The organism is Micromonospora sp. CNZ280 (assembly GCF_011759515.1).
In genome coordinates this window covers 2,763,997-2,789,276 of sequence record NZ_JAAOYP010000001.1, presented here as the reverse complement: position 1 = coordinate 2,789,276, position 25,280 = coordinate 2,763,997, and the positions used below count along the sequence as shown (strand labels likewise).

The 25,280-nt window shown below is 73.4% G+C and carries 27 protein-coding genes and 1 tRNA gene; 7 read left to right on the top strand and 21 right to left on the bottom strand.

Annotated features, from left to right (window positions below):
- The first annotated feature begins 95 nt into the window (after nucleotides 1-95).
- Both FHX32_RS13415 and FHX32_RS13410 read left to right on the top strand, forming a co-directional pair.
- Nucleotides 96-1,730 (top strand): glycoside hydrolase family 13 protein, encoded by a 1,635-nt coding sequence (locus FHX32_RS13415; RefSeq protein WP_167181485.1) that lies wholly within the window; start codon nucleotides 96-98, stop codon nucleotides 1,728-1,730.
- A 14-nt stretch (nucleotides 1,731-1,744) separates the two neighbouring features.
- Nucleotides 1,745-2,044, top strand: a complete 300-nt coding sequence (locus FHX32_RS13410) for a VOC family protein (RefSeq protein ID WP_167182707.1) — start codon at nucleotides 1,745-1,747, stop codon at nucleotides 2,042-2,044.
- Between the two features lie 94 nt (nucleotides 2,045-2,138).
- Here the strand turns inward: FHX32_RS13410 and FHX32_RS13405 are convergent, their stop codons facing one another.
- The 7 genes from FHX32_RS13405 to FHX32_RS13375 all read right to left on the bottom strand — a co-directional run bounded on the left by FHX32_RS13405 (nucleotide 2,139) and on the right by FHX32_RS13375 (nucleotide 7,371).
- Nucleotides 2,139-2,582: a hypothetical protein gene (locus FHX32_RS13405; RefSeq protein ID WP_167181483.1), complete on the bottom strand. Its 444-nt coding sequence runs from the start codon at nucleotides 2,580-2,582 to the stop codon at nucleotides 2,139-2,141.
- Nucleotides 2,583-2,628: 46 nt separating this feature from the next.
- Nucleotides 2,629-3,282 (bottom strand): SRPBCC family protein, encoded by a 654-nt coding sequence (locus FHX32_RS13400; RefSeq protein ID WP_167181481.1) that lies wholly within the window; start codon nucleotides 3,280-3,282, stop codon nucleotides 2,629-2,631.
- A 19-nt stretch (nucleotides 3,283-3,301) separates the two neighbouring features.
- Nucleotides 3,302-3,691 (bottom strand): GntR family transcriptional regulator, encoded by a 390-nt coding sequence (locus FHX32_RS13395; RefSeq protein WP_167181479.1) that lies wholly within the window; start codon nucleotides 3,689-3,691, stop codon nucleotides 3,302-3,304.
- Nucleotides 3,688-4,614 carry a YhjD/YihY/BrkB family envelope integrity protein gene (locus FHX32_RS13390; RefSeq protein WP_167181477.1) on the bottom strand — a complete coding sequence of 309 codons (927 nt, stop codon included), beginning with the start codon at nucleotides 4,612-4,614 and terminating at the stop codon, nucleotides 3,688-3,690. Before FHX32_RS13390 ends, FHX32_RS13395 begins: the two co-directional genes overlap by 4 nt.
- 75 nt (nucleotides 4,615-4,689) lie before the next feature.
- Nucleotides 4,690-5,253: a 2'-5' RNA ligase family protein gene (locus FHX32_RS13385; protein WP_167181475.1), complete on the bottom strand. Its 564-nt coding sequence runs from the start codon at nucleotides 5,251-5,253 to the stop codon at nucleotides 4,690-4,692.
- 42 nt (nucleotides 5,254-5,295) lie between these two features.
- Nucleotides 5,296-6,321, bottom strand: a complete 1,026-nt coding sequence (gene trpS / locus FHX32_RS13380; protein ID WP_167181473.1) for a tryptophan--tRNA ligase — start codon at nucleotides 6,319-6,321, stop codon at nucleotides 5,296-5,298.
- Nucleotides 6,322-6,354: 33 nt separating this feature from the next.
- Nucleotides 6,355-7,371: a hemolysin family protein gene (locus tag FHX32_RS13375; protein WP_167181471.1), complete on the bottom strand. Its 1,017-nt coding sequence runs from the start codon at nucleotides 7,369-7,371 to the stop codon at nucleotides 6,355-6,357.
- Between the two features lie 143 nt (nucleotides 7,372-7,514).
- Between FHX32_RS13375 and galE the strand changes: the two genes are divergently transcribed.
- The 3 genes from galE to FHX32_RS13360 all read left to right on the top strand — a co-directional run bounded on the left by galE (nucleotide 7,515) and on the right by FHX32_RS13360 (nucleotide 10,998).
- On the top strand, nucleotides 7,515-8,537 hold the full coding sequence (galE, locus tag FHX32_RS13370; protein WP_167181469.1) for a UDP-glucose 4-epimerase GalE: 1,023 nt from the start codon (nucleotides 7,515-7,517) through the stop codon (nucleotides 8,535-8,537).
- Nucleotides 8,534-9,694, top strand: a complete 1,161-nt coding sequence (galK, locus tag FHX32_RS13365; protein WP_486481046.1) for a galactokinase — start codon at nucleotides 8,534-8,536, stop codon at nucleotides 9,692-9,694. The genes galE and galK overlap by 4 nt, the downstream gene beginning before the upstream one ends.
- Nucleotides 9,695-9,783: 89 nt before the next feature.
- The gene (locus FHX32_RS13360; RefSeq protein ID WP_167181467.1) at nucleotides 9,784-10,998 is read left to right on the top strand and encodes a tetratricopeptide repeat protein; all 1,215 of its coding nucleotides are present in this window, start codon (nucleotides 9,784-9,786) and stop codon (nucleotides 10,996-10,998) included.
- A 3-nt stretch (nucleotides 10,999-11,001) separates the two neighbouring features.
- Here the strand turns inward: FHX32_RS13360 and FHX32_RS13355 are convergent, their stop codons facing one another.
- From FHX32_RS13355 to FHX32_RS35090, 9 genes are all read right to left on the bottom strand, one after another.
- The gene (locus FHX32_RS13355) at nucleotides 11,002-12,306 is read right to left on the bottom strand and encodes a GTP-binding protein (RefSeq protein ID WP_167181465.1); all 1,305 of its coding nucleotides are present in this window, start codon (nucleotides 12,304-12,306) and stop codon (nucleotides 11,002-11,004) included.
- On the bottom strand, nucleotides 12,306-13,214 hold the full coding sequence (gene cysD / locus FHX32_RS13350) for a sulfate adenylyltransferase subunit CysD (protein WP_167181463.1): 909 nt from the start codon (nucleotides 13,212-13,214) through the stop codon (nucleotides 12,306-12,308). Before cysD ends, FHX32_RS13355 begins: the two co-directional genes overlap by 1 nt.
- Before the next feature lie 72 nt (nucleotides 13,215-13,286).
- Nucleotides 13,287-14,120: an inositol monophosphatase family protein gene (locus tag FHX32_RS13345; RefSeq protein ID WP_167181461.1), complete on the bottom strand. Its 834-nt coding sequence runs from the start codon at nucleotides 14,118-14,120 to the stop codon at nucleotides 13,287-13,289.
- Nucleotides 14,121-14,257: 137 nt separating this feature from the next.
- Nucleotides 14,258-14,848 (bottom strand): aminoacyl-tRNA hydrolase, encoded by a 591-nt coding sequence (gene pth, locus FHX32_RS13340; protein WP_167181459.1) that lies wholly within the window; start codon nucleotides 14,846-14,848, stop codon nucleotides 14,258-14,260.
- A gap of 95 nt (nucleotides 14,849-14,943) precedes the next feature.
- Nucleotides 14,944-15,642: a 50S ribosomal protein L25/general stress protein Ctc gene (locus tag FHX32_RS13335; RefSeq protein ID WP_167181457.1), complete on the bottom strand. Its 699-nt coding sequence runs from the start codon at nucleotides 15,640-15,642 to the stop codon at nucleotides 14,944-14,946.
- A 296-nt stretch (nucleotides 15,643-15,938) separates the two neighbouring features.
- Nucleotides 15,939-16,919: a ribose-phosphate diphosphokinase gene (locus FHX32_RS13330; protein ID WP_167181455.1), complete on the bottom strand. Its 981-nt coding sequence runs from the start codon at nucleotides 16,917-16,919 to the stop codon at nucleotides 15,939-15,941.
- 60 nt (nucleotides 16,920-16,979) lie between these two features.
- On the bottom strand, nucleotides 16,980-18,515 hold the full coding sequence (gene glmU / locus FHX32_RS13325) for a bifunctional UDP-N-acetylglucosamine diphosphorylase/glucosamine-1-phosphate N-acetyltransferase GlmU (RefSeq protein WP_167181453.1): 1,536 nt from the start codon (nucleotides 18,513-18,515) through the stop codon (nucleotides 16,980-16,982).
- 92 nt (nucleotides 18,516-18,607) lie between these two features.
- Nucleotides 18,608-18,679 (bottom strand) — tRNA-Gln (locus FHX32_RS13320).
- Between the two features lie 24 nt (nucleotides 18,680-18,703).
- Nucleotides 18,704-18,838, bottom strand: coding sequence for a hypothetical protein (locus FHX32_RS35090; protein WP_486481045.1), 135 nt, complete (start codon nucleotides 18,836-18,838; stop codon nucleotides 18,704-18,706).
- Between the two features lie 392 nt (nucleotides 18,839-19,230).
- Between FHX32_RS35090 and FHX32_RS13310 the strand changes: the two genes are divergently transcribed.
- Together FHX32_RS13310 and FHX32_RS13305 are read left to right on the top strand one after the other, a co-directional pair.
- Nucleotides 19,231-20,190, top strand: coding sequence for an acyl-CoA desaturase (locus FHX32_RS13310; protein WP_167181451.1), 960 nt, complete (start codon nucleotides 19,231-19,233; stop codon nucleotides 20,188-20,190).
- 107 nt (nucleotides 20,191-20,297) lie between these two features.
- Nucleotides 20,298-20,981 carry a TetR/AcrR family transcriptional regulator gene (locus tag FHX32_RS13305; protein WP_167181449.1) on the top strand — a complete coding sequence of 228 codons (684 nt, stop codon included), beginning with the start codon at nucleotides 20,298-20,300 and terminating at the stop codon, nucleotides 20,979-20,981.
- Nucleotides 20,982-20,987: 6 nt separating this feature from the next.
- On the opposite strand, the gene FHX32_RS13300 is transcribed toward FHX32_RS13305, so the two are convergent.
- From FHX32_RS13300 to FHX32_RS35085, 5 genes are all read right to left on the bottom strand, one after another.
- Nucleotides 20,988-21,470 (bottom strand): DUF4383 domain-containing protein, encoded by a 483-nt coding sequence (locus FHX32_RS13300; protein ID WP_167181447.1) that lies wholly within the window; start codon nucleotides 21,468-21,470, stop codon nucleotides 20,988-20,990.
- Nucleotides 21,471-21,617: 147 nt separating this feature from the next.
- Nucleotides 21,618-22,073, bottom strand: a complete 456-nt coding sequence (locus tag FHX32_RS13295; RefSeq protein ID WP_167181445.1) for a DUF4383 domain-containing protein — start codon at nucleotides 22,071-22,073, stop codon at nucleotides 21,618-21,620.
- A gap of 115 nt (nucleotides 22,074-22,188) precedes the next feature.
- Nucleotides 22,189-23,988: an ABC-F family ATP-binding cassette domain-containing protein gene (locus FHX32_RS13290; protein ID WP_167181443.1), complete on the bottom strand. Its 1,800-nt coding sequence runs from the start codon at nucleotides 23,986-23,988 to the stop codon at nucleotides 22,189-22,191.
- A 205-nt stretch (nucleotides 23,989-24,193) separates the two neighbouring features.
- On the bottom strand, nucleotides 24,194-25,147 hold the full coding sequence (locus tag FHX32_RS13285; RefSeq protein WP_167181441.1) for a 4-(cytidine 5'-diphospho)-2-C-methyl-D-erythritol kinase: 954 nt from the start codon (nucleotides 25,145-25,147) through the stop codon (nucleotides 24,194-24,196).
- A complete protein-coding gene (locus FHX32_RS35085) occupies nucleotides 25,144-25,266 on the bottom strand; it encodes a hypothetical protein (RefSeq protein ID WP_255562332.1) in 123 nt (40 codons plus the stop codon). Before FHX32_RS35085 ends, FHX32_RS13285 begins: the two co-directional genes overlap by 4 nt.
- Nucleotides 25,267-25,280 lie beyond the last annotated feature (14 nt).

Here is a 25,280-nt window from a genome sequence, read left to right as displayed (position 1 = left end):
TTGCAACACCGGAGCGGCATTCTGCTCAGGCACCCTTGCGCCAACCGCCCACGCCGGGTGCCGCCGTCCCGCGCCACAGAACGGGGAACGCCTCGATGACCGCCAGCCACCCCACCCCGCAGACCTCCGACGCCGACTGGTGGCGCTCCGCCGTCGTCTACCAGGTCTACGTCCGCAGCTTCGCCGACAGCGACGGCGACGGCATCGGCGACCTGCGCGGCATCCGGGAGCGCCTGCCGTACCTGCGCGACCTCGGCGTGGACGCGCTCTGGTTGACCCCCTTCTACACCTCGCCGATGGTCGACGGCGGCTACGACGTGTCCGACTACCGCGACGTCGACCCGATGTTCGGCACCCTCGCCGACTTCGACGCCATGATCACCGACGCGCACGCGCTCGGCCTGCGGATCATCGTCGACCTGGTGCCCAACCACACCTCCAGCGCGCACCCGTGGTTCCAGGCCGCCCTGGCCGCCGCCCCCGGCTCCGCGGAGCGGGCGCGCTACCTCTTCGCCGACGGCAAGGGCGAGCACGGCGAGCTGCCGCCGAACGACTGGGAGAGCATCTTCGGCGGTCCGGCCTGGACCCGGGTGCCGGACGGCCAGTGGTACCTGCACCTGTTCGACCCGGCCCAGCCGGACCTGAACTGGCGGCACCCGGAGGTGCGCGCCGAGTTCGAGGACGTCCTGCGATTCTGGCTGGACCGGGGCGTGGACGGCTTCCGGATCGACGTGGCGCACGGGATGATCAAGGCCGAGGGCCTGCCGGACGTCGGCTTCAGCACGATGACCACCGGCCAGCGCCAGGTGGAGCTGCTCGGCAAGGGCCGGCTCCCCTACTTCGACCAGGACGAGGTACACGACATCTACCGCGCCTGGCGGCCGATCCTGGACAGCTACCCGGGCGGCCGGATGGCGGTCGCCGAGGCGTGGGCCGAGACGCCGCAGCGGCTGGCCCGCTACATCGGCCCGGACGAGCTGCACCAGGCGTTCAGCTTCGACTTCCTCGACGCGACCTGGTCGGCCGAGTCGTTCCGCAAGGTGATCGACACCGCGCTCGCCGAGGCCACCATCGTCGGCGCGCCCACCACCTGGGTGCTCTCCAACCACGACAAGCAGCGGCACGTCACCCGCTACGGCGACGGCCCGGAGGGGCTGCGCCGGGCCCGCGCGGCCACCCTGCTGATGCTCGCCCTGCCCGGCTGCGCGTACCTCTACCAGGGCGAGGAGCTGGGCCTGCCGGAGGTGCTCGACCTCCCCGACGAGCTGCGCCAGGACCCGGCGTTCCTGCGCACCGGCGAGAGCCGGGACGGCTGCCGGGTGCCGATCCCGTGGAGCGGCGAGCTGGCCCCGTACGGCTTCGGGCCCGCCGGCAGCGAGCTGAGCTGGCTGCCCGCCCCGGAGACCTGGCGGGCTCTCTCGGTCGCCGCGCAGACCGGCGTGCCGGGCTCGACCCTGGAGCTCTACCGCACGGCGCTGCGGATCCGCCGGGCGCACCCGGCGCTGGCTGCCGACGCCGGCCCGGTGACCTGGCTGGAGACCGCGCCGGGCGTGCTGGCCTTCAGTCGCGCCGCTGGTGACACCGTGCTGACCTGCGTGGTCAACATCAGCGGCGCCCCGGCCCTGATCGACGGGTACGGCGAGCCGATCGCCGCCAGCGAGACGCTCACCGGGCAGGGCTCCGGCCATCTGCTCCCGGTCGACGCGGCTGCCTGGTTCGAACGGCGCTGAGCGGGTAACCCGTCATCGACCTGGTCGTCCGTTGTGCCCCGCGCCGACGGGCGGCTGGGCTGTACCCGCCGCCGGACGCGACCGGCGCGCCCACTGTCTGGTTGCAGGGGTCGGGCACGCCCAGGCGCGACAAGAACCGGCTGCACCTCGACCTGGTCGCCGACGGTGAGCCGGCCGACGAGGTGGATCGGCTGGTGAAGCTGGGCGCCCGGCCGGCCGACGTGGGACAGACCGGCGACGAGGGCTTCGTCGTCCTCGCCGACCCGGAGGACAACGAGTTCTGCGTACTGGACGGTCCACCGCGACGCGGTTGACCGGCCGCACCGCCGGACCGGTCCCGCGCCCCGACCGTCCACGGTCCCCCGCCAGCGGCGCGACCGGTCCCGCCCGGGTCGGTGGCCGCCGTGCTCAGGACGCGGTGCCGGTGAGTTTCGCGGCAATCCGGCGGAAGCCCTCCCGCAGCTCGGCCTCGCTCGGCGGGCGGGTCGGCTCGGTGCGCTGGTCCGCCGCGGCGGCCGCCTCCAGTTCCTCGTCGATGGTGTCCTCGAAGTCGCCGTAGAGGTCGGCCCCCTCGATCTGCGCGATCTCGTCCTCGGCGGCGATCTGCGCGGCCGCGATCTCGCCCCGGATCTCATCCGCGGAGACCGCCGGCAGCAGCGGCTCGACCACCGCCATCAGCTGTTCCTCGGCCACCACCGCCTCGGCCAGCGCCAGCGCGTGCGCCCGCTCGTACGGGCCACAGACCACCGGCTCCCACTCGTCGGCCTCGCCGAGCGGGCCGAAGGTGATGATCCAGGGCAGGCCGAGCATCGGCGAGTCGTCCGGCAGGTCCAACGTCACGAGTGCGCCCACCGGCCCATCATGGTCCGTCCCGCCGGAACCCTGGGCGGCAATCGCCCTATTCACGCTCGGGCACGGCGACGAGGGAGCGCCAGCGGGCCGTCCAGTCCTCCCGCAGCCGGCCCAGCGCCGCGTCGTCCAGGCCGTACGCGCTGATGGTCAGGCTGACCGGGGACGCGGCGCCACTGTCCAGCGGCGCCTCGGCGAGCGCGGCGAGCAGCCGCCCCTCGGTGTCGACCGCCAGCCGTTGGTGCCGGCTCGTGTGCCACGACTCGACCGGGCCGCCGGCGTCGAGCGCCGCGAGCAGTCGCGCGCCGGTCGCCGTGCCGGTCAGGTGGAGCGTCCGCCGGCGGCCGGCCGGATGCCGTTCGAGCAGGAAGCGCAGCTGTTGGAAGAAGGTCCGCCAGCCCTCCGCGACGGCGTCCCGTTCCGCCGCTGCCGCGGCGTCCGCCGGGGCCGGCAGGACCGCCCGCAGCTGCGCCCCGGCACCGTCCGGCACGACCCGCAGCTCGGAACCGTCGGCCATCGCCAACCGGTCGGGCGGGAAGGGCTCGGCGTGCGTCACGAAGATGTAGTGGATCTCGTCGGCCAGCCCGTCGTACTCCCAACCGAACCACTCCCGGATCTGCTCCGGCACGGTCAGCGCCGACCAGACCCGCTCGGGCGGCGCGGCCACCGGAACCTCCACCACCAGAGTGTTCGATCCGAGCATCGGTCTCCTCCTGTCGTCGTCAGCCCGGCCGGGCCGCGTCCAGCGCGGCACGGACCAGGGCGAGCGCCGCCGCGGGTGGCACCCCGAGCTCGACGGCCCGCGCCGCGTAGTCGGCCGCCGCCCGCTGCAACCGGTCCATCGCATCGTCCCGCCCGGGTGCGACAAACGTGCCGTGCCGGCCCCGGGTGCGCAGCAGGCCGGCCGCCTCCAGCTCGCGGTACGCCCGGGCCACCGTGTTGGCGGCCAGGTCCAGGTCCGCCGCGAGCTGCCGGACGGTGGGCAGCCGGGTGCCCACCGGCAGCCGGCCGTCGCCGACCATCTCCGCGAGCTGCCCGCGCACCTGCTCGTACGGCGGCACCGACGAGTCCTGGTCGACGACGATCAGCACCGACTCCTCCCTCCCCCTCATCCGGCCCCGCCCGGGGTGCCGGGATCGGTGTCCACGTCGAGGTCACCCGGCGGCGGGCCGCCCGCCGCGAGGTCCACCACCCGCCCCCGGGTGCTCGTCGCGGCGAGCGCCGCGCCGAACAGCAGCAGCTGGTTGAGCAGGTAGAGGTAGAGCAGCAGGCCCACCGCCCCGGCCACCACGGTGTACGCCGGGTTCCGCTCGGTGCGTACCACGTAGTAGCGCCCGACGGTGTTGAGCAGCGTGATGCCGACCGCGACCAGCAGCACCACCGGGCGCAGCCGGACCCGGCTCATCCGCAGCCGGGGCACGGCGACCAGCAGCAGGGTGGCCAACACCGCGTTGACCAGCACGCTCAGCACGGCGCTGACCGTGGTGAGGCCGACCGAGCCGGTGCTGCGCAGCAGCCAGCGCAGCAGCGACTCCAGCGCGTCGACCGCGGCCACCGAGACGCCGAGCAGCACGAAGACGACGATCAGCACACCGAGGTCGACCAGCCGGCGGATCACCAGGTTGCCCGGCTGCTGGTCGAACCCGTACATCAGCCGCTGCGACGAGCGGATCGCCTCCACCCAGCCGATCCCGGTGAAGACCAGGATGACCAGGCCGACCACCCCGACCGTGCCGCTGCTCTCGGCGATCTGCACCGGGTCGAGGAACGGCAGGTTCTCCCGGACGAAGTCGGCGGCCGCCACGCTCACCTCGCGGTTGCCCTGCAGGATCGCGCCGAAGACCCAGTACGCCACCAGCGCGAGCGCGAAGACCGCGAAGAAGCCGTAGTAGGCGATCGCCGCGGCCAGCCGCCCGCCCAGCACGTCGTTGTAGCGCACCCCGGCCCGCCACAGGTGGTCGAACGCGCCGGAGCGGTGGCGGGCGGCGTCCAACCGTCGCGCGATACCCGCCTCCAGGCGGCCGAACACCTTCACGCGGTCATCCTCGCCGATCCCCGGCGCCCGCGCGGGTAACCCGCCCGCCGCGCGCCCGTCCGGCCGTCGGCCGGATCAGCCGCCCAACCGGAAATCCCGGCGCGGCTGCCACCGGGTCTGCCCGCTGTGCGAGAAGAGGGTGAACGCCTCCACCTCGAACATCGCGGAGAAGTCGGCCAGGTCCTCGTACGCCTTGTCCAGCGCCTCCGGCGCGACGTCCTGCGCCACCGTGACGTGCGGGTGGTACGGGAAGCGGGCCTCCCGGCGCAGCTCCGGGGCGGCGCTGATCGCGGCGGCCAGCAGCTCGCACTCGCTGATCCCGGCGGCCACCGCGACGAAGACCACCTGGGTCACCGGCCGGAACGTGCCGGTGCCCCGCAGGTGCAGGGTGAACGGCAGGTGGGCGGCGGCGACCGCGCCCAGGTGCCGCTCCACGGCCGGCAGCGTCGCCACCGGGATCTCGGTCGGCCCGAGCAGCGTCACGTGCGCCGGGATGTCCGCGGCCTGCGGGTCGCCGGCCTCGGCCCGGCGTCGGGTCAGCATCGCCCCCCACGGCTCGGGGATGTCGACCGCGACCCCGATCTGGATGGTGTCGTCCACCCCGGGCGCCCCGTTGCTGCCGTCCACGCTTCGCGCCACCCCTCCGACCGCCGACCTCTCGTACCCGTCGCGCCGTCGGCGCTACTCGCCGCGCACCGGTGGGAGGAAGCCCACCCGCTCGTACGCGGTGCGCAGCGTCGCGGCGGCGACCGCGCGGGCCTTCTCCGCGCCGGCGGCGAGCAGCTTGTCCAGCTGCGCCGGGTCGTCCAGGTAGCCGCGGGTGCGTTCCTGGATCGGGCGGACGAAGTCCCCGACCACCTCGGCCAGGTCCTTCTTCAGGTCGCCGTAGCCCTTGCCGGCGTACGCGGCCACCAGGTCGTCGATGCTCCGCCCGCTGAGCGCGGAGTAGATGGTGAGCAGGTTGGCGATGCCGGGCTTGGTCTCGGCGTCGAAGACGATTTCCCGGCCGGTGTCGGTGACCGCGGAGCGGATCTTCTTGGCCGACCGGGCCGGGTCCTCCAGCAGGTCGATGATGCCGGCCGGGGAGGAGCTGGACTTCGACATCTTGGCGGCCGGGTCCTGCAGGTCGGTGATCTTGGCGGTGTCCTTGACGATGTGCGGCGCCGGCACGGTGAAGGTCGGGCCGAACAGCGAGTTGAACCGCTGGGCCAGGTCGCGGGAGAGCTCCAGGTGCTGGCGCTGGTCCTCGCCGACCGGCACCGCGTTGGCCTGGTAGAGCAGGATGTCGGCGGCCTGCAGGATCGGGTAGGTGAACAGGCCGACGCTGGCCCGCTCGCCGCCCTGCTTCTGCGACTTGTCCTTGAACTGGGTCATCCGGCTGGCCTCGCCGAAGCCGGTGATGCAGCCCAGCACCCAGGCCAGCATCGGGTGCTCGGGCACCTGCGACTGCACGAAGAGCGTGCTGCGCTCCGGGTCCAGCCCGACCGCGAACAGCTGCGCGGCGGCCAGCCGGGAGCGCTGCCGCAGCACCTTCGGGTCGTGCCCCGCGGTGATCGCGTGCAGATCGACCACGCAGTAGAAGGCGTCGTGGGTGTCCTGCAACGCCACCCAGTGCCGCACCGCGCCCAGGTAGTTGCCGAGGTGGAACGAGTCGGCCGTCGGCTGGATGCCGGAGAAGACACGGGGGCGGGCGGGAACGTCGGACATGCCGGCAATTCTGTCAGCAACGCCCGGCGGGCGTCATGACGGCCCCACGCGTCGACGCGGGCCGGTCGCGGTGGGCGCGTCGACCTCGCGGCGCTGCTCGGGCAGGCGCACCGCCGAGACGGCGAGCCGGGCCACCCGCCGCCCCTCCAGGGCCAGCACCCGCAGCAGCCAACCGCCGGGCGGCTCCCCCGCCGGCCCGCCGGCCGGCTCGACGGCCACCGGCACCTCGTCGCCGGCGACCGGAAGCCGGCCCAGCGCCGCCATCACGTACCCGCCGACCGTCTCGTACGGGCCGGCGGGCAGGCGCACCCCGGTGCGTTCGGCGAAGTCGGCGAGGTTGAGCCGGCCGTCGACCACCGCGGGCAGCCCGACGCGCACCGGCTCGGGCGGGCCGTCGTACTCGCCGTGGATCTCCCCGACCAGCTCCTCGATCAGGTCCTCGCAGGTGACGATGCCGGCGGTGCCGCCGTACTCGTCGACCACCACCGCCAGGTGGTGCCCCTCCCGGCGCATCTCGGTCAGCGCGGCCAGCACCCGCTTGCTGCCGGGCAGCCGCTTCACCTCCCGGGTCAACTCGCCGACCGTGGCGCACGGATCGACCTCGGGGCGCAACAGCACGTCGCGCAGGTGCACGAAGCCGACCACGTCGTCGTGGGTGCCGTCGACCACCGGGTAGCGGGTGTGCGGCTCGGCGCGGACCAGCCGGGCCGCCTCGGCGATGGCCATCCGGGCGGAGAGGAAGACCACCTCGGTGCGGGGCATCATCACCTCGCGGACCAGGCTCGCGCCGGCCACCAGCACCTCGTCGATGATCCGGCGTTCCACCGGGTCCAGCAGCGTGTTGGCGGCGACCAGGTCGCGCAGGTCCGCCTCGCTGATCCGCTCCCGACCGGCGGCCGGGCTGGCACCCAGCAGGTCGGTCACCAGCCGGGTGGCGCCGTCCGCGGCGCGGACCACCACCCGGGCGACCGCCCGGGCCAGCGGGCCCGGTTCGCGGCGCCGCCGCTCCCGCGTCCGCCGCCGGAGCCCGGGACGACCCGCTTCCCGCATGCCTTGGATGGTAGACATCGGAGGCCGTCGCCACCCGCAGCCGCGCATGTTCGAGTCTGTTTAATCGTGACAGTTTATGATGGGATGACGGCCGTGACGGACGCGGAGCGCGCCCCGACCGGCGGCCGTAGGGTGATCACCACATGGTGGCGGCCGGAGCGGCCAGGCAGAAGGAGAGCGACGTGAAACTGCTCGTCACCGGCGGCGCCGGCTTCATCGGCAGCGTGGTGACCCGGATGCTGTTGGACGCCGGTCACCAGGTGGTCGTCCTCGACGACCTGCGCACCGGGCACCGGGCCGCGCTCGCCCCCGAGGCGACGCACGTCGAGGCGTCCATCCACGAAGCGGCCCGGGTGGTCACCCCCGAGGCGGGCTTCGACGGGGTGCTGCACTTCGCCGCCCTGATCGCCGCCGGCGAGTCGATGGTCAAGCCCGAGCTCTACTGGCACACCAACACGGTCGGCACGCTCGCGCTGCTCGACGCGGTCCGCGCCGCCGGGGTGCCCCGGCTGGTCTTCTCCTCCACCGCCGCCGTCTACGGCAACCCGACCGAGCTGCCGATCCCGGAGACCGCTGTCAAGGCGCCCACCAACACCTACGGCGCCACCAAGCTCGCCGTCGACATGGCGCTCACCTCCGAGGCGATCGCGCACGGCCTGGCCGCCGTCTCGCTGCGCTACTTCAACGTGGCCGGCGCCCACCTCGACGGCGACGTCGCGCTCGGCGAGCGGCACGACCCGGAGACCCACCTGATCCCGATCGCGCTCGAGGTGGCCGCCGGTCGCCGGGAGAAGCTCCAGCTCTTCGGCGACGACTACCCCACCGTCGACGGCACCTGCGTGCGCGACTACATCCACGTCGCCGACCTGGCCCGGGCCCACCTGCTCGCGCTCGACACGGCGACCCCCGGCCAGCACCGGATCTACAACCTCGGCAACGGCAGCGGCTTCACCAACCGGCAGGTCGTGGACGTGGTCCGCGAGGTCACCGGGCACCCGGTGCCGGTCGAGGTCGCGCCGCGCCGGGAGGGCGACCCGGCCGAGCTGGTCGCCTCGTCCGCGCTGGCCCGCGGCGAACTCGGCTGGGTGCCGCGCAAGCCGACCCTGCACGACATGGTCGGCGACGCCTGGGCCTTCTACCGCGCGCACGTGCTGGAGCAGCGGTGACCGACGACGTCGCGGCCCGCGCCACCGCCGGCTTCCGGTCGGCTTACGGGGCGGAACCGGCGGGCCGCTGGGCGGCTCCCGGGCGGGCCAACCTGATCGGCGAGCACACCGACTACAACGACGGCTTCGTGCTCCCGTTCGCGCTCTCCCTGCGCACCGTGGCGGCGGCCGCCGCCCGGCCCGACGAGACCTGGGCCGTCTGGTCGGAGCTGACCGGCGAGACGGTCACCTTCGGCGCCGCCGAGGTCGCCGCGCCGGGCCGGGTCACCGGCTGGGCCGCGTACGTGGCCGGGGTGGTCTGGGCGCTGCGCAAGGCCGGCCACGCCGTGCCCGGCGCCCGGCTGGCGATCGCCTCCGACGTGCCGCTCGGCTCCGGGCTCTCCTCCTCGGCCGCGCTGGAGTCGGCCGTGCTGGCCGCCCTGGTCGACCTCGGCGGGCTGGACCTGCCCGCCGAACGGCAGCCCCGGCTGGCGCAGCGGGCCGAGAACGCCTACGTCGGCGCGCCCACCGGGATCATGGACCAGTCGGCCGCGATCCGCTGCCGGGCCGGGCACGCGCTCTTCCTCGACTGCCGGGACGAATCGGTCGAGCACATCCCGTTCGACCTGGACGCCGCCGGGCTCGCCATGCTGGTGGTCGACAGCCGGGCACCGCACCGGCACGCCGACGGCGAGTACGCGGCCCGCCGGAAGTCCTGCGAGCACGCCGCCGAGCAGCTTGGCGTACCGGCGCTGCGGGACGTCGCCGTGGCCGACCTGGACGACGCGCTCGCCCGCCTCGACGACGACGAGACCCGCCGCCGGGTCCGGCACGTGGTCACCGAGGACCAGCGGGTGCTGGACACCGTGGCGCTGCTGCGCACCGGCCGGGTACGCGAGATCGGCCCGCTGCTGACCGCCTCGCACGCCTCGATGCGGGACGACTTCGAGATCACCGTCCCGGAGATCGACACCGCGGTCGAGGCGGCGCTGGCGGCCGGGGCGCTCGGCGCGCGGATGACCGGCGGCGGGTTCGGTGGCTGCGTCCTCGCCCTGGTCGACGCCGACCGGGCCGAGGCGGTCGCCGCCGCCGTCACGGCCGCGTACGCCGAGCGCGGCTTCACCGCCCCCGGCCACGTCACCGTGCTGCCCGGCCCGGGCGCCACCCGGCTGGACTGAACCCGGGACGCAGCGGCCCGCGCCCGCCGTCCGATCACGACGGACGGTAGGGTGTGCCCGCCGAGGATCCCGTCGGGGAGGGAGACGACGTGGCCGATGCCGGAATCGTCGCGCAGGAGCGGGCGCAGGCGCTGAGCAGCGTCGGCCGGCACGCCGAGGCGGCTCAGGTGCTGCGCGACGCACTGGCCGCGCAGCCCCAGCACGCCGGGTTGCTGGTCCAGCTGGCCCGCTGCCACCGGTCGACGGGGCAACTGGCGGAGGCCATGCGCCTGGTGGACCAGGCCCTCGGCGTCGCCCGCGCCCAGGAGCACCTGCTCGCCGAGAAGGCCCGGATCCTGCTGGCGGCCGGGCACCCTGGGTACGCGGCGGCCGCCGCCCAGCGCGCCCTGGAACTCGCGCCGCGATCGTGGGAGGCCCACGCGCTCTTCGCGGAGGCGCTGCTGACCCTCGGCAACCCGACCCGCGTCGTGGTCGCCCGCCGGCACGCCGACACCGCGCTGGAGATCCGCCGCGACATCCCCGACGTACAACTGCTGGACGCCCGGATCCACCTGCGGATGGGCCGGCTCAGCGCGGCCCGGGAGGCCTGCCGGCAGGCCATCGTCCTGGACCCGGCGTACGAGCCGGCGCTGGCCCTGCTGGCGCGGATGGACGCGTCGCGGGACCGGGTCGCTCGGGCCGCCCGCGGGTTCACCGACGCCCTGGCGGCCGACCCACAGGCGCGCCCGTCCGCCGTGGCGCACGAGGCGGTCACGGCGGCCCTGTGCTGGCGGCTGTTCGACGCGGCGGCGCTGGCCGGCGTCGGCCACTGGGCGGTGTTCGCGCTGGTCGACACCGGGCGGCCCGGGCGGCTCGCCGCCGCCGTGGCCCTCCTGGCGGTCGTCGCTGGGGCGGTCGTGCCGGTCTGGCGCCGGCAGCCGCCGGCGGTCCGCCGCCAGCTCCGTCGCCAGCTCGGCTCGACCTCCGTCGTGCTGTGCCTGGCGCTCACCGCGGCGGCGCTCGGCGGGCTGGTCGTCAGCGGCCTCGCCCCCGGGCGGGACACTCCGGCCGGCGGGATGGCCGCGCTGCTGCTGATCCCGGTCGGCGCGGTCCTCGCCTTCCGCGCCTGGCGGCAGCTCACGCGCCGGGCCGTCCCGGTGGTCCGGTGGGTCGGCTACCGGATCTGGACCCGCCTCATGGCCCGCGCGAACGCGCCGGCCCCGGCCGCCACCGGCACACCGCCGCCCGCCATGACGGAAACTGCAGGAGCCGGCGCGGTCAACGCGGCGGGCGACGGGCGGGAGACGGCACCCGCCCGTCGGTGAGGCTCACTGCGCCTCGACGATCATCCCCGCGCCGACCGTGCGGTTGGTGGCCTCGTCGATGATCACGAAGCCGCCGGTGGTGCGGTTGCGTCGGTACTCGTCGGCGAGCAGCGGGATCGTGGTGCGCAGCCGCACCCGGCCGATCTCGTTGAGTCGCAGCTCGCCGGCCGCCTCGTCGCGGTGCAGCGAGTTGATGTCCAGCCGGTAGTGCAGGCCGCGGACGATCGCCCGGGCCGACCGGGTGGTGTGCTTGACGGCATACCTGCCGCCGACCCGCAACGGCCGGGTCTCGTCCATCCAGCAGACCATCGCCTCGATGTCCTGGGCCACCGCCGGGGCGTTGTTCGGCCGGCAGATCATGTCGCCCCGGGAGATGTCGATCTCGTCCGCCAGGCGTACGGTCACCGACATCGGCGGGAACGCCTCCGCGACCGGCCCGTCGGCGGTCTCCACCGCGGTGATCCGGCTGGTGAAGCCGGACGGCAGCACCATCACCTCGTCACCCGGCTTGAGCACGCCGGAGGCCACCTGGCCGGCATAGCCCCGGTAGTCGGTGACGGTGGTGGACTGCGGACGGATCACGTACTGCACCGGGAACCGGACGTCGACCAGGTTGCGGTCGCTGGCGATGTGCACCCGCTCCAGGTGGTGCAGCAGCGACGGCCCCTCGTACCAGGGCATGTTCGCCGACCGGCTGACGATGTTGTCGCCGTTGAGCGCGGAGACCGGCACCACGGTCAGGTCCGGCACGTCGAGCTTCGCGGCGAACGCGGTGAAGTCGTCGGCGATCCGCTCGAAGACCTCCTGCGAGTAGTCGACCAGGTCCATCTTGTTGACGCAGAGCACCAGGTGCGGGACCCGCAGCAGCGAGCAGAGGAACGCGTGCCGGCGGGACTGCTCGACCAGGCCCTTGCGGGCGTCGACCAGGATCAGCGCCAGGTCCGCGGTGGACGCCCCGGTGACCATGTTCCGGGTGTACTGGATGTGCCCGGGGGTGTCGGCGATGATGAACTTCCGCCGCGGGGTGGCGAAGTAGCGGTACGCCACGTCGATGGTGATCCCCTGCTCCCGCTCCGCCCGCAGGCCATCGGTGAGCAGCGCCAGGTTGGTGTACTCGTCGCCCCGGGCCGCGCTGACCGCCTCGACGGCGGCGAGCTGGTCGGTGAAGAGCGACTTGGTGTCGTACAGCAGCCGGCCGATCAGGGTCGACTTGCCGTCGTCCACGCTGCCCGCGGTGGCGAAGCGCAGCAGGTCCATGGGGCGGCCGGGCGTCTCGGTGGCCGCCGGCGCCACGGTCTCGGTGGTCATCAGAAGTAGCCCTCCCGCTTGCGGTCCTCCATGGCGGCCTCGCTGACCCGGTCGTCGCCCCGGGTCGCGCCGCGCTCGGTGATCCGGGTGGCGGCGACCTCCTCGATGACCTTCTCCACCGTGTCGGCGTCCGAGCGGACGGCGGCGGTGCAGGACGCGTCGCCCACCGTGCGGTAGCGCACCCGCGCCTTGAACCGCTCCTCACCCGCCCGGGGGCGGAAGAACTCGTTGACCGCGTAGAGCATCCCGTCCCGCTCGACCACCTCGCGCTCGTGCGCGTAGTAGATGGATGGCAACGCGATCCGCTCCCGGGCGATGTAGTGCCAGACGTCCAGCTCGGTCCAGTTGGACAGCGGGAAGACCCGGATCGACTCGCCCGGGTGGTGCCGGCCGTTGTAGAGCGCCCACAGTTCGGGACGCTGGTTCTTCGGGTCCCACTGGCCGAACTCGTCCCGGAAGCTGAACACCCGCTCCTTGGCCCGGGCCTTCTCCTCGTCCCTGCGGGCGCCGCCGAAGAGCGCGTCGAAGCGGTGCTTCTCCACCGCGTCCAGTAGCACCGGGGTCTGGATCCGGTTGCGCATGCCGTCGGCGGACTCGCGCACCAGCCCGCTGGCCAACGCCTCCGGCACGCTCGCCACCACCAGTTGCAGGCCCAGCTCGGCCACCCGCTGATCCCGGTATTCGAGAACCTCGGGGAAGTTGTGCCCGGTGTCCACATGCATCACCGGGAAGGGGATGTTGGCCGGCGCGAACGCCTTCTGCGCCAACCGCAGCATCACGATCGAGTCCTTGCCGCCGGAGAAGAGCAGCACCGGCCGCTCCATCTCGGCGACCACCTCGCGCATCACGAAGATGCTCTCGGCTTCCAGCGCGTCGAGGTGCGAGACCTGGTAGGCGGGGCGGGTCACGACCGGGACTCGATTCGCTCGCTCATCCGATTCCAGACCTTTCCGGTCGGGTACGTCAGGAAGACGCTCAGGCTACCCCGAATGTCTCTGCAACGCCGCAAGCAACCGGGGAGCGAGATCCGCACGGCAGACCAGCAGGTCGGGCAGGCGCGGATCCGCCTCGTTGTATTTCAGCGCAGAACCATCGATCCGGGAAGCGTGCAGCCCGGTGGCCGTCGCCACAGCCACCGGCGCCGCCGAGTCCCACTCGTACTGGCCGCCGGCGTGGATGTAGGCGTCCACCTCACCGGTCACCACCGCCGCGATCTTGGCGCCGGCCGAGCCCATCGGCACCAGGTGCGCCCCGACCTCCTCGGCCAGGTCGGTGAGGAAGACCGGCGGCCGGCTCCGGCTGGCAGCCAACCGGATGGTCCGCCGCCCGCCCGCGGCCGCCGCCTCCACCGTCAGCGGCGGGTACGCCGGCGGGTAGTCGGTCGCCAGCACCCGCTGCTGCGCCGGCAACCCCACCGCCCCGGCGACCAGCCGGTGCGGCGTCGGCGCGGTACGCGACCAGAGCGCCACGTGCACCGCCCAGTCCGCGCGGCCCTCCTCGGCGAACTCCCGGGTGCCGTCCAGCGGGTCGACGATCCACACCCGGTCGGCGGTCAACCGCGACACCGCCCCGGTGTTCACCTCCGCCGCCCAGGCCAACCGCGACCCCTCGTCCTCCTCGGAGAGGACCGCGTCGCCCGGCCGCCACCTGGCCAACTCCGTCCGGATCAGGTCGTGCGAGACCTTGTCCCCGGCCGACTTCAGCGCTCCCGCGTCCGCGAACCCCAGCTCGGCCCGCAACGCCAGCAGCGCCTGGCCGGCCCGGGCGGCCAGCCAGCGGGCGAACGCGCCGTCGATCATCGGAGGACTGCCCATGACTTCCGCTCCCGTCGCCTCGTCCCGTCCCGCGCCACCCGGCGCGCCGCCGACGACCCGCGCCGCCGGTCGCGTCACTCGGGCGAAAGGCGCAGACTACCCGCCGGCGACGTCCCGTCCCGGACGCCCCGCCCAGCTCACGAGCCGTGGTAGAGGTTCTGCGTCGGCTCCACGCCGTGGCTGACGACCGACTCCACCACGTCCGCGGCCCGGTCCACCAGGAACTCCAGCTCCTTGCGCTCCACCGCGCCGAAATCCGACAGTACGTAGTCAGCCGGGTCCTGCCGTCCCGGCGGCCGGCCGATGCCGAACCGCACCCGGACGTAGTCCTTGGTGCCCAGCGACTTCGACATCGACCGCAGGCCGTTGTGCCCGCCCTCGCCACCGCCGCACTTCACCCGCAGCTGCCCGTAGCCGATGTCCAGCTCGTCGTGCACCGCGATCACCTGGCCCGGCGCCACCTTGTAGAACTGCGCCAGCGCCGCCACCGGCCCGCCGGAGAGGTTCATGTAGGTCAGCGGCTTCACCAGCACCAGCTTCGGCCCGCCGAAGCCGAGCCGCCCCTCGGCCACCTCCGCCACCGCACGCTTGTGCCGGCCGAACTTCGCGCCGAGCCGCCCGGCCAGCAGGTCGGCCACCATGAACCCGACGTTGTGCCGGTTACCGGCGTACTCCCGGCCCGGGTTGCCCAGGCCGACCACCAGCCACGGCCCCGCCTCGTCCGTCACGACCCGCCCCTCCCGCTGTCGCTCTCACCAGACCCCGAATACGCCGACAGGCGCCCCCAACCGCTCGGGGACGCCTGTCGCACGAAGCGAACCGATCAGGCCTCGGTACGCGCCTCGGCGTTCTCCCCGCCCTCGGCGGCCGGAGCTTCCTCGGCGCCCTCGGAACCCTCGGTGACCTCGCCGACCTCGGCCTCGGCCTCCTCGGTGGCCTCCTCGACCTCGGGCAGGGTGGCCTCGAGCTGCTCGGCGGTCGGCGCGGCGGTCACCGCGGCGACCGGCAGCTCCGGGTCGGCGGCCAGCTCGACGCCGGCCGGCAGGGCCACGTCGCCGGCGGTGATCTGCGAGCCCGGCTCCAGGCCCTCGATCGAGGCCTCCAGGTGGTCCGGCACCTTGGTGGCGTCGGCGGTCACCGAGAGGGTGTCGTGGTCGTGCACGATCAGGGTGTCCTTGGCGGCCTCACCGGTCAGCTGGACCGGGACGTCGACGGTGACCTTCTCGCCACGCCGGACCAGCAGCAGGTCGACGTGCTCGAAGGTGTCCTTGATCGGGTCACGCTGGATCGCCTTCGGCAGCGCCAGCGCCTGAGTGCCGTCGCTCACCTCGATCGCGAAGAGCTGGTTGGCGCCACCCTTACGGATCGCCGCGGCGAACTCCCGGGCGGGAAGCGCGATGTGCTTGGGCTTCTCGCCGTGGCCGTACAGCACGGCGGGCACCTTGCCGGCCCGGCGGGTACGACGGGCACCACCCTTGCCGAACTCGGTACGGGGCTCGGCGCTGATCTTTACCTCGGACACGGGGAAACTCCTGATGCTTCGCTGCGGCGGCTTGTCGTCTGGCGGTGCTGGGGCGAGGGGCTCGCTGGGGCTCATGCGTCATGAACGACTGCCCGGAGCACCGCGTCGATCACGGTGCCTCCGTGCGGCGCTTGTCAGCGGCCCGCCGGGCACCCTCGCCGTGGCAACCGCACCAGTCTACCCGAGCTGATTCCGCGCCTTCCGGCAGTCCCCATGTCTCCGCCCCGCCGCCCGCGTCGGCGGTCGGTGAAACGGGCCGGCGGGGGTCGGGCCGCCGCCCCACCCCCGCCGGTCGCTCAGCTCAGGCCACCGAACAGGGTGGTCACCGACCCGTCGTCGAACACCTCACGAATCGCCCGGGCCAGCAGCGGCGCGATCGACAGCACGGTGAGCTTGTCGAGCTGCTTCTCCGGGGGCAGCGGCAGCGTGTTGGTCACCACGACCTCGCTGATCGGGCTGTTCTTCAACCGCTCGGTCGCCGGGTCGGAGAGCAGGGCGTGGGTGGAGGCGACCACCACGTCCGCCGCGCCGGACTCCCGGAGGATGTCCGCCGCCCGGCAGATCGTGCCACCAGTGTCGATCATGTCGTCGACGATCAGGCAGACCCGGCCCTCGACCTCGCCGACCACCCGGTTCGCCACCACCTGGTTCGGCTTCAACGGGTCCCGGGTCTTGTGGATGAAGGCCAGCGGGCAGCCGCCCAGCCGGTCCGTCCACCGCTCGGCCACCCGCACCCGGCCCGAGTCCGGCGCCACCACGGTCATCGGCCGGCCCGCGTACCGGTGCTGGACGTACTCGGCGAGCACGTCCATCGCGAAGAGGTGGTCCACCGGACCGTCGAAGAAGCCCTGGATCTGCGCGGTGTGCAGGTCGACGGTGAGGATCCGGTTCGCGCCCGCGGTCTTGAGCAGGTCGGCGATCAGCCGCGCCGAGATCGGCTCCCGACCCCGGTGCTTCTTGTCCTGCCGCGAGTACGGGTAGAACGGCAGGACCACGGTGATCCGCTTCGCCGAACCCCGCTTCAACGCGTCGATCATGATGAGGGTCTCCATGACCCAGGTGTTGACTCCGTGCGTGACGGACTGCACCACGAAGGCGTCCGAACCACGCACCGAGTCCTTGAACCGTACGAAGATCTCACCGTTGGCGAACTCGTACGCGTCGGCCGGCGTCGGCGCGACGCCGAGCACCTCGCCGATCTCCCTGGCCAGCTCCGGAAAGGCCCGTCCGGAGAAGAGCATCAGGCTCTTGCGGTTTTCGGCGACGATGCTGCCCATGGCCCGTCTGCTCCCGTTGTGGTCGGTGGTACCCGGCGCGCGGTGGTGGTGGGCCGGGGACTATTCGGTTGCAGTATCTCCCCCGCCGGACGCCGGGCCCACCGCCTCGGCATCCCCGTGGATTGCCTCACCTTCACTTGCGGCACCCGCCCCGCCCGACGCACCCTCCGCGGCCCGCAGCGCCCGCTCGGCCGCCGCCGCGGAGACCGTGCCCGGCCGCTTGCGGGCCACCCAGCCCTCGATGTTGCGGTGCGGCGCCCGGGTCACCCCGAGCGCGCCCGGCGGCACGTCCTGGGCGATCGCGCTGCCCGCCGCCACGTACGCCCCGGCACCCACCTCGACCGGTGCGATCAGACTGGTGTCGCAGCCGACGAAGGCCCCCTCGCCGACGACCGTCCGGTGCTTGTTCACCCCGTCGTAGTTCACGAAGATCGTCGCCGCGCCGATGTTGGCCTTCGCCCCGATCGTCGCGTCACCCACGTACGACAGGTGCGGCACCTTGGCGCCCTCGCCGACCTCGGAGTTCTTCACCTCGACGAACGTGCCGACCTTCGCCTTCCCGGCCAGCCGCGCGGCCGGCCGCAGGTACGCGTACGGCCCGACGCTGGCCCCCGGGCCGACCTCGGCGCCCACCGCGTGGCTGCGCAGCACGGTCGCACCGGCGCCGACCACGGTGTCGATCAGGGTGACGTCCGGCCCGACCACCGCCCCGGTGCCGACCACCGTGGCGCCGCGCAGCTGGGTGTTCTGGTCCACCACCGCGTCCCGGTCCAGCGCGACGGTCACGTCGATCCAGGTGGTGTCCGGGTCCAGCAGGGTCACGCCGGTCCGCATCCAGGCCTCGTTCACCCGGTCGCGCAGCAGCCGGCGCAGCGCGGCCAACTCGACCCGGTCGTTGCAGCCCAGCGTCTCGACGTGGTCGGCCGCGACGTGCACCGCCACCGGCTCGCCGGCCGAGACCAGCAGGCCGAAGACGTCGGTGAGGTACTCCTCACCCTGGTCGTTGTCGGTGGAGAGCTTGCCCAGCGCGTCCCGCAGCCGGGCCGCGTCGAACGCGTAGATCCCGGCGTTGATCTCGCGGATCGCGCGCTGCGCGGCGGTGGCGTCCCGCTCCTCGACGATCCGCTCCAGTCGGCCGTCGGCGTTGCGGACGATCCGGCCGAGGCCGGTCGGGTCGGGCACCTCGGCGGCGAGCACGGTCGCCGCCGCGCGCGCACCCTCGTGCGCCGCCACCAGCGCGGCGACCGTCTCCGGCCGGAGCAGCGGCACGTCACCGTTGATCACCACGACGGTGCCGGTGGCGTCCGGCGCCGCGTCCAGCGCGATCCGGACCGCGTGACCGGTGCCGAGCTGCTCGGCCTGGAGCACCGGGGTGGCCTCGGGAGCGATCTCGGTCAGGTGGCCGCGCACCTGGTCGGCGCCGTGGCCGACCACCACCACCGTGCGGTCCGCGCCGAGCGGCGCGGCGGCGCTCAGCACGTGGCCGAGCAGCGTACGGCCGAGCAGCGGGTGCAGCACCTTGGGCAGCGCCGACTTCATCCGCTTGCCCTCACCGGCGGCGAGCACGACGACGGTGCGGGTGTGGGGCTGGGACACGACGCGGCTCCAGTCGGGACGACGGACAGTCTCGCGGCCATGCTAACCAGATGGCGGGTTGCCGTTGGCGCGGCCACAACGAATGCGTTGAGCTGGGGTGCCTGGATTCGAACCAGGAGCTCAAGGCTCCAAAGGCCTGCGGGTTGCCGTTACCCCACACCCCATAGAATGTCAATCCCGGCGACTCGTCAATTCACGTCCGCGCCGCCGGAGATCTGGAACAGCTCGGCGATCATACCTTCGATCCGCCAGTAGAGCTCGCGGCTGCGCGGCACCGTGATCACCAGACAGCCACGATAGTCGTCGCCGGTGTTTCGGCGCATGGTGGCCGGATTGTGTTTCTTCAGCGTGGCGCGCTGGAAGCGGTCGACCGGCAGCCCGAGCCTTCCGGCCCACCACCGTGCCGCGGCGCAACTCGTCCTTGGCGTTGGGGCGGCGGGTGCGCTCCGGTGCCGGCGCGCCGCGCAGCAACTCGTAGACCTTGGTTCGGCTGAGGCCGGTGCGGGCCCGGATCTCGCGGACGGAGAGCTGTTCGACGGTGCGCAGGCGACACACCTCGGCGGCGAGCGGATCAACCATGACCAGCAGGTTAGAACGCACGTACGACGTTCTCACCCATTCATTCCCGGAACTCTTTCGTGCGAACCGCGGTGCCGCAAGTTACGGTGACGTAGGCGTAACTTTGCGATCTTGCCCGACCCCTCTGCGAGGTGCCATGTCGACCGCTCTGCTGGACCCGAACGCCGCCGGACCGAAGCCACTTACCCAGGGCACCCAGTCGCCAGGCATCCTGGTCGCCCTCTGGGCATTCGTCGTGATCCCCTTCGTGGCCCTGATCGCCGCCGTCCCGGTCGCCTGGGGCGGCTGGCTGAGCTGGACCGACGTCGCCATCGCACTGGTCTGGTACGTGGTTTCCGGGCTCGGCATCACGGTCGGCTACCACCGCTACTTCACGCACGGCTCGTTCAAGGCCAAGCGCTGGCTGCGGATCGCGCTGGCAGCCTCCGGTTCGCTGGCGGTGCAGGGCGAGATCATCCAGTGGGTCGCCGACCACCGCCGCCACCACGCCTTCTCCGACCAGGAGGGCGACCCGCACTCGCCGTGGCGGTTCGGCGAGAGCCTCGGCGGGCTGACCCGCGGCATGTTCCACGCCCACGTCGGCTGGCTCTTCGGCCGCGAACTGTCCAACCGGGGGCGCTTCGCGCCGGACCTGCTGGCCGACCGGGACATCCGCCGGGTGGACCGGCTCTTCCCGCTGCTGGTCACCGTCTCGGTGCTCGGCCCGGCGCTGCTGGGCGGCCTGCTCACCTGGTCCTGGCAGGGCGCGCTCACCGCGCTCTTCTGGGGCGGCCTGGTGCGGATCGCCCTGCTGCACCACGTCACCTGGTCGATCAACTCGGTCTGCCACGTCTACGGTGAGCGCCCGTTCGCGGTGCGCCAGGGCGACCGGGCGTCCAACTTCTGGCCGCTGGCCATCCTGTCCTTCGGCGAGAGCTGGCACAACCTGCACCACGCCGACCCGACCAGCGCCCGGCACGGCGTGCTGCGCGGGCAGGTGGACATCTCGGCCCGGGTGATCTGGCTGCTCGAGAAGGTCGGCGCGGCGTACAACGTGCGGTGGCCGAAGCCCGAGCGGATCGCCGCGAAGCTCGTCAAGCCGGTCGCCGAGCGGTAAACCGGGCGGTGCGGGTGGAGGTTACCTGGCAGTATTGCCGGGTGACCGAGCGAGACGCTGGCTCCATCCCACGACAGGGCGTCACCGCACGCCGGCGAGGTGACGACATGACGGACGCCGCGGGCAAGGACGTGGGCACCGGCCGGCGGCGGGTGGTCCCGGCGGCGGGCAAGACCTCGCGGGTACGCATGTCGGCGGCCCAGCGCCGGGAGCAGCTGATCTCGATCGGCCGGCAGATCTTCGCCGAGCGCGGTTTCGACGCCACCTCGATAGAGGAGGTGGCGGCGCGCGCCAAGGTCTCCAAGCCGGTGGTCTACGAGCACTTCGGCGGCAAGGAGGGGCTCTACGCGGTGGTGGTGGACCGGGAGGTCCGGTCCCTGCTGGACCGGATCACCACGGCGCTGACCGCCGGGCACCCGCGGGAGTTGCTGGAGCAGGCGGCGCTGGCTCTGCTCGGCTACATCGAGGAGGAGACCAGCGGGTTCCGGGTGCTGGTGCGCGAGTCGCCGGTGATGTCGGCGACCGGCAACTTCAGCAGCGTGATGAACGACGTGGCGCACCAGGTGGAGCACATCCTGGGCGCGGAGTTCTCCAGCCGGGGGTACGACCCGAAGCTGGCCGAGCTCTACTCGCAGGCGCTGGTGGGCATGGTGGCGTTGATCGGCCGCTGGTGGCTGGAGGTGCGCAAGCCGCGTAAGGAGACGGTGGCGGCGCACCTGGTGAACCTGGCCTGGAACGGGTTGTCGCACCTGGAGGCCAAGCCGGGCCTGATCACGGTGCGGGGGCGCTGAGCGGCCTCAGGGCCGGCGCAGGTGGGTCTCGTGCACCGGGTGGTTCCGGCGGCGCCGCTGCTCCTCCGCGTGCTCGTCGGTGCCGACCTTGTCGTACAGGCCGGTGCCGAGCAGGAGCAGGCCGAAGAGCATCGACACCACGACGGTGGACATCGAGAAGTTGAGGAAGTTGGCCTCGGTCTGCAGCACGGACATCATGAGGATGCTGGTGACCAGGAAGACGACGCCGGCGGTCAGGTTCATGTAGTGGCCGAGGTTGCCGCGCCGGGACGCGCCGACGATCAGCACGACGCCGAACACCACTGAGGCCAGCGAGAACGCAAGGTTGGTCCGGAGCCCGAGCACCCAGTCGCCGTCGCGCTCGAAGAGCGGATCACCCCAGGTCAGGGCGACGCCCCAGACGCCGAAGACCAGGATGTACAGCCCCACCAGCCCGGCCAGGACCCGGTAGATCGGTCGCGCCGGATGGTTCACCGGAAAGTGCACCATCGCCCGTCCTCCGTCCGAATGGCAGCAATTCACCAGGATTGTCACCCGGGCCACCGGCGTCTGTCCGCCGAACCGCCAGCCGCACGGGCGGAGCGGCACGAACGAGAGCGGGCCCGGACGAACCGGGCCCGCGGCAGGGAGGAAGGATCAGAGGACGAGGCGCGCCTTCTCGAACGCCTCCCGCTCCTCGTCCGTGCCGACCTTGCCGTACATCCCGACCATCAGCAGCACCAGGCTGAGCACCATCAGCACGATGACGGTGGCGACGCTGAAGTTGAAGATGTTCGCCTCGGTCCGGAGGAACGCGAGCCCGGCCAGGCTGACCGCCATCAGCAGGTACGCCAGCCACTGGTTGACCACCACGTCGAGGTTGCGGCCGATCGCGGTGCCGGCCAGCACGGCGAGCCCGAGCAGGACGCTGATCAGCGAGAAGCCGAGGTTGGTGCCCTGCCCGATGGCCCGGGTGTCGTCCTGGGCGAGGACCTCGTTGCCGGCGCTGGCGATGATGCCGAGCACGCCGAAGACAACCAGGTACAGACCGGTGAGCCCGCCGATCGCCCGGTAGATCGGCCGCGCGGGGTGGTTGACGGGGGTGTGGGCCATGTCTGAGTCTCCAACGCCGTTCGGGTGAGGGTTCGCCGACGATTGTTCCGCACGTCGAGGTGTGACGCCGCACACGGGTGCCGGTGTGCCGGGCACCCGTGCGCGGCGGGGCCGGTCAGCTCGCCGGGATCTCGTCGGCGAGGGTCAGCCACGTCTCCTCGGTCCGCTCCCGCTCGGCCCGCAGCTCCTTGAGCTGGGCGTCGAGTTCGGCGACCTTGGCGTAGTCGGTGGCGTGCGCGGCGAGCTGGTCGAGCAGGGCCGCCTCCTTCTGCTCCAGCTTGGCGACCTGCCGTTCCAGCCGGGCGAGTTCCTTGCGGGCCTGCCGGGCCTCGGCGGCGGACATGCCGGTGGCCGCGGGGGTCTTCGGCTGGGCGGGCGCCGCGGTCTCGGCCGGGGCGGCCCGGCCGGCGGCGCGGGCCAGGTACTCGTCGACGCCGCCGGGCAGGTGCACCAGCCGGCCGTCACCGAACATCCCGTACGCGGTGTCGGTGACCCGTTCGATGAGGTAGCGGTCGTGGCTGGCCACCACGATGGTGCCGGGCCAGGAGTCGAGCAGGTCCTCCAGCGCGGCCAGGGTGTCGGTGTCCAGGTCGTTGGTGGGCTCGTCGAAGAGCAGCACGTTCGGCTCCCCGGCGAGCAGCCGGAGCATCTGCAGCCGGCGCCGCTCCCCGCCGGACAGGTCGCCGACCGGGGTCCAGAGCCGCCGGTCGTCGAAGCCGAAGACCTCGGCGAGCTGGGCGGCGGAGATCTCCCGGTCGCCGAGCTGGACCCGCCGGGCGACCTCCTCGACCGCTTCGAGCACCCGCAGCTGGCTGGGAAGTTCGGCGAGTTCCTGGGAGAGGAACGCCGGCCGCACGGTGGAGCCGGTGGCGAACCGGCCGCCGTCGGGGCGGGTGACGCCGGCGAGCATCCGGAGCAGGGTGGTCTTGCCGGCGCCGTTGGCGCCGAGGATGGCGATCCGGTCGCCGGGCCCGACCTGCCAGGTGACGCCGTCGAGGATGGTCTTCGGGCCGGCGTGCAGGGTGACCTGCTCCAGGTCGTACACCTGCTTGCCGAGCCGGGCGGTGGCGAGCCGTTGCAGCGACATGGTGTCGCGCGGCGGTGGGACGTCGGCGATCAGCGCGTTGGCGGCCTCGATGCGGAACCGCGGCTTGGAGGTGCGGGCCGGCGCGCCGCGACGCAGCCAGGCGATCTCCTTGCGGAGCAGGTTCTGCCGGCGGGCCTCGGTGGCGGCGGCGACCCGCTCCCGCTCTGCCCGGGCCAGGGTCCAGGCGGCGAAGCCGCCGTCGTAGGAGCGGACGGCCTGGTCGGCGACCTCCCAGGTGGTGGTGCAGACGGCGTCGAGGAACCAGCGGTCGTGGGTGACCACGACGAGGGCGCCCTTGCGGCCGAGCAGGTGCCGGGCCAGCCAGTCGACGCCGCCGACGTCGAGGTGGTTGGTGGGCTCGTCGAGAATGAGCAGGTCGGAGTCGCGCACCAGCAGCGCGGCCAGGGCCACCCGGCGGCGTTCGCCGCCGGACATCGGGCCGACCGGCTGCTCCAGGCCGAGGTGCGGCATGCCGAGCCCGTCGAGGATGGCGCGGACGCCGGCGTCGCCGGCCCACTCGTGCTCGGCGCCCATGCTCTCGCCGAGCCAGGCGGTGCCGAGCACGACGTCCCGCACGGTGGCGTCGGGGGCGAGCTGGAGGCTCTGCGGCAGCCAGGCGACCCGTAGGTCGCGGCGGTGGGTGACCCGCCCGTCGTCCGGTTCCTCCTGCTTGGTGAGCAGCCGCAGCAGGGTGGACTTGCCGGCGCCGTTGAGCCCGACGACGCCGATCCGGTCGGCGTCGTCCAGGCCGAGCGAGACGTCGGTGAGCAGCGGCCCGGCGGCGCCGTAGCCCTTGGACACCCGGTCCAGGTTGACGATGTTGGCCACTACCCACCTCCCATGATCAAGGCGTCCCGGGTGCGGGACGCCTGTGACAGTTGAGGGTACGCGGGCGGCCTGGCCGGCCGGCCGGGCGCCGGGCCCCTGTCGGTGAACCGGTGCCCGCGCCCGCTTGTTCCGTCCCGCCGAGCGGGCAGCCGGGCGGCGGTCGGCCGGGACGGGTGCGACGACGGCCGGGGTGGCGGTGGCCGGTTCAGACGACGCGCGCCCCGGCGACCGGTCCGTGGGCCACCCGGGCCTCCCGGCACACCCCGGCCGCCGCCAGGTCAGCGGCGATCCGCCCGGCGTGCGCCTCGTCGGTGGCGAGGAAGACGCAGGTCGGCCCGGAGCCGGAGACGATGCCGGCGAGCGCGCCGGCCGCCTCGCCGGCCTTCAGGGTGGCGGCCAGCGACGGGCGCATGGCCAGCGCGGCGTCCTGGAGGTCGTTGCCGAGGGCGGCGGCGAGCACCCGCGGGTCGCGCTGGCGCAGCGCGGCGAGCAGCGCGTCGGTGCTGCCCAGCGGGGGGCGGGCGGCGCCGGCCGCGCGGAGCCGGTCGAGTTCGGCGTACGCGGCCGGGGTGGAGAGCCCGCCGTCGGCGATGGCCACCACCCAGTGCCAGGAGGTGGGGCGGGCCAGCACCGGGCTGACCGCCTCGCCCCGGCCGGTGCCCAGCGCGGTGCCGCCGTGGATCAGGAACGGCACGTCGGAACCGAGGTCGGCGGCGATGCCGGCGAGTTCGTCGCGGGACAGCCCGGTGCCCCAGAGCGCGTCGCAGGCGACCAGCGCGGCGGCGGCGTCGGCGCTGCCGCCGGCCAGCCCGCCGGCGAGCGGGATCTGCTTGCGCAGGTGCAGCCGGGCGTGCGGGAGGACGCCGGCGTACCCGGCGAGCGCGTGGGCCGCCCGGATCACCAGGTTGGAGTCGTCCAGGGCCAACTCGCCGGTGCCCTCGCCCTCCATGGTGAGGGTGAGCGTGTCGCCCCGGCGGGCGGTCAGCTCGTCGTGGATCGAGATGGCGTGGTAGACGGTGTTCAGTTCGTGGTAGCCGTCCCGGCGCAGTGGACCCACCCCGAGGTGCAGGTTGACCTTGGCGGGCACCCGGACCCGGACCGGCCCGCTGGCGCCCCGCCGCTGCGGGTCCTCGTCCTCCGGTCGCCACGCCTCGGTCACGGGACGTCGTCCCGGACGCGCGGGCGGACCTCGAACGGCTTCTCCACGATCTGCTCCTCGGCGCAGTGGCGGCCGGGCTCGCGCCGGCCGCCGACCAGGGGGTACGGGTACACGTGCACCGGCCCTCGGCGGA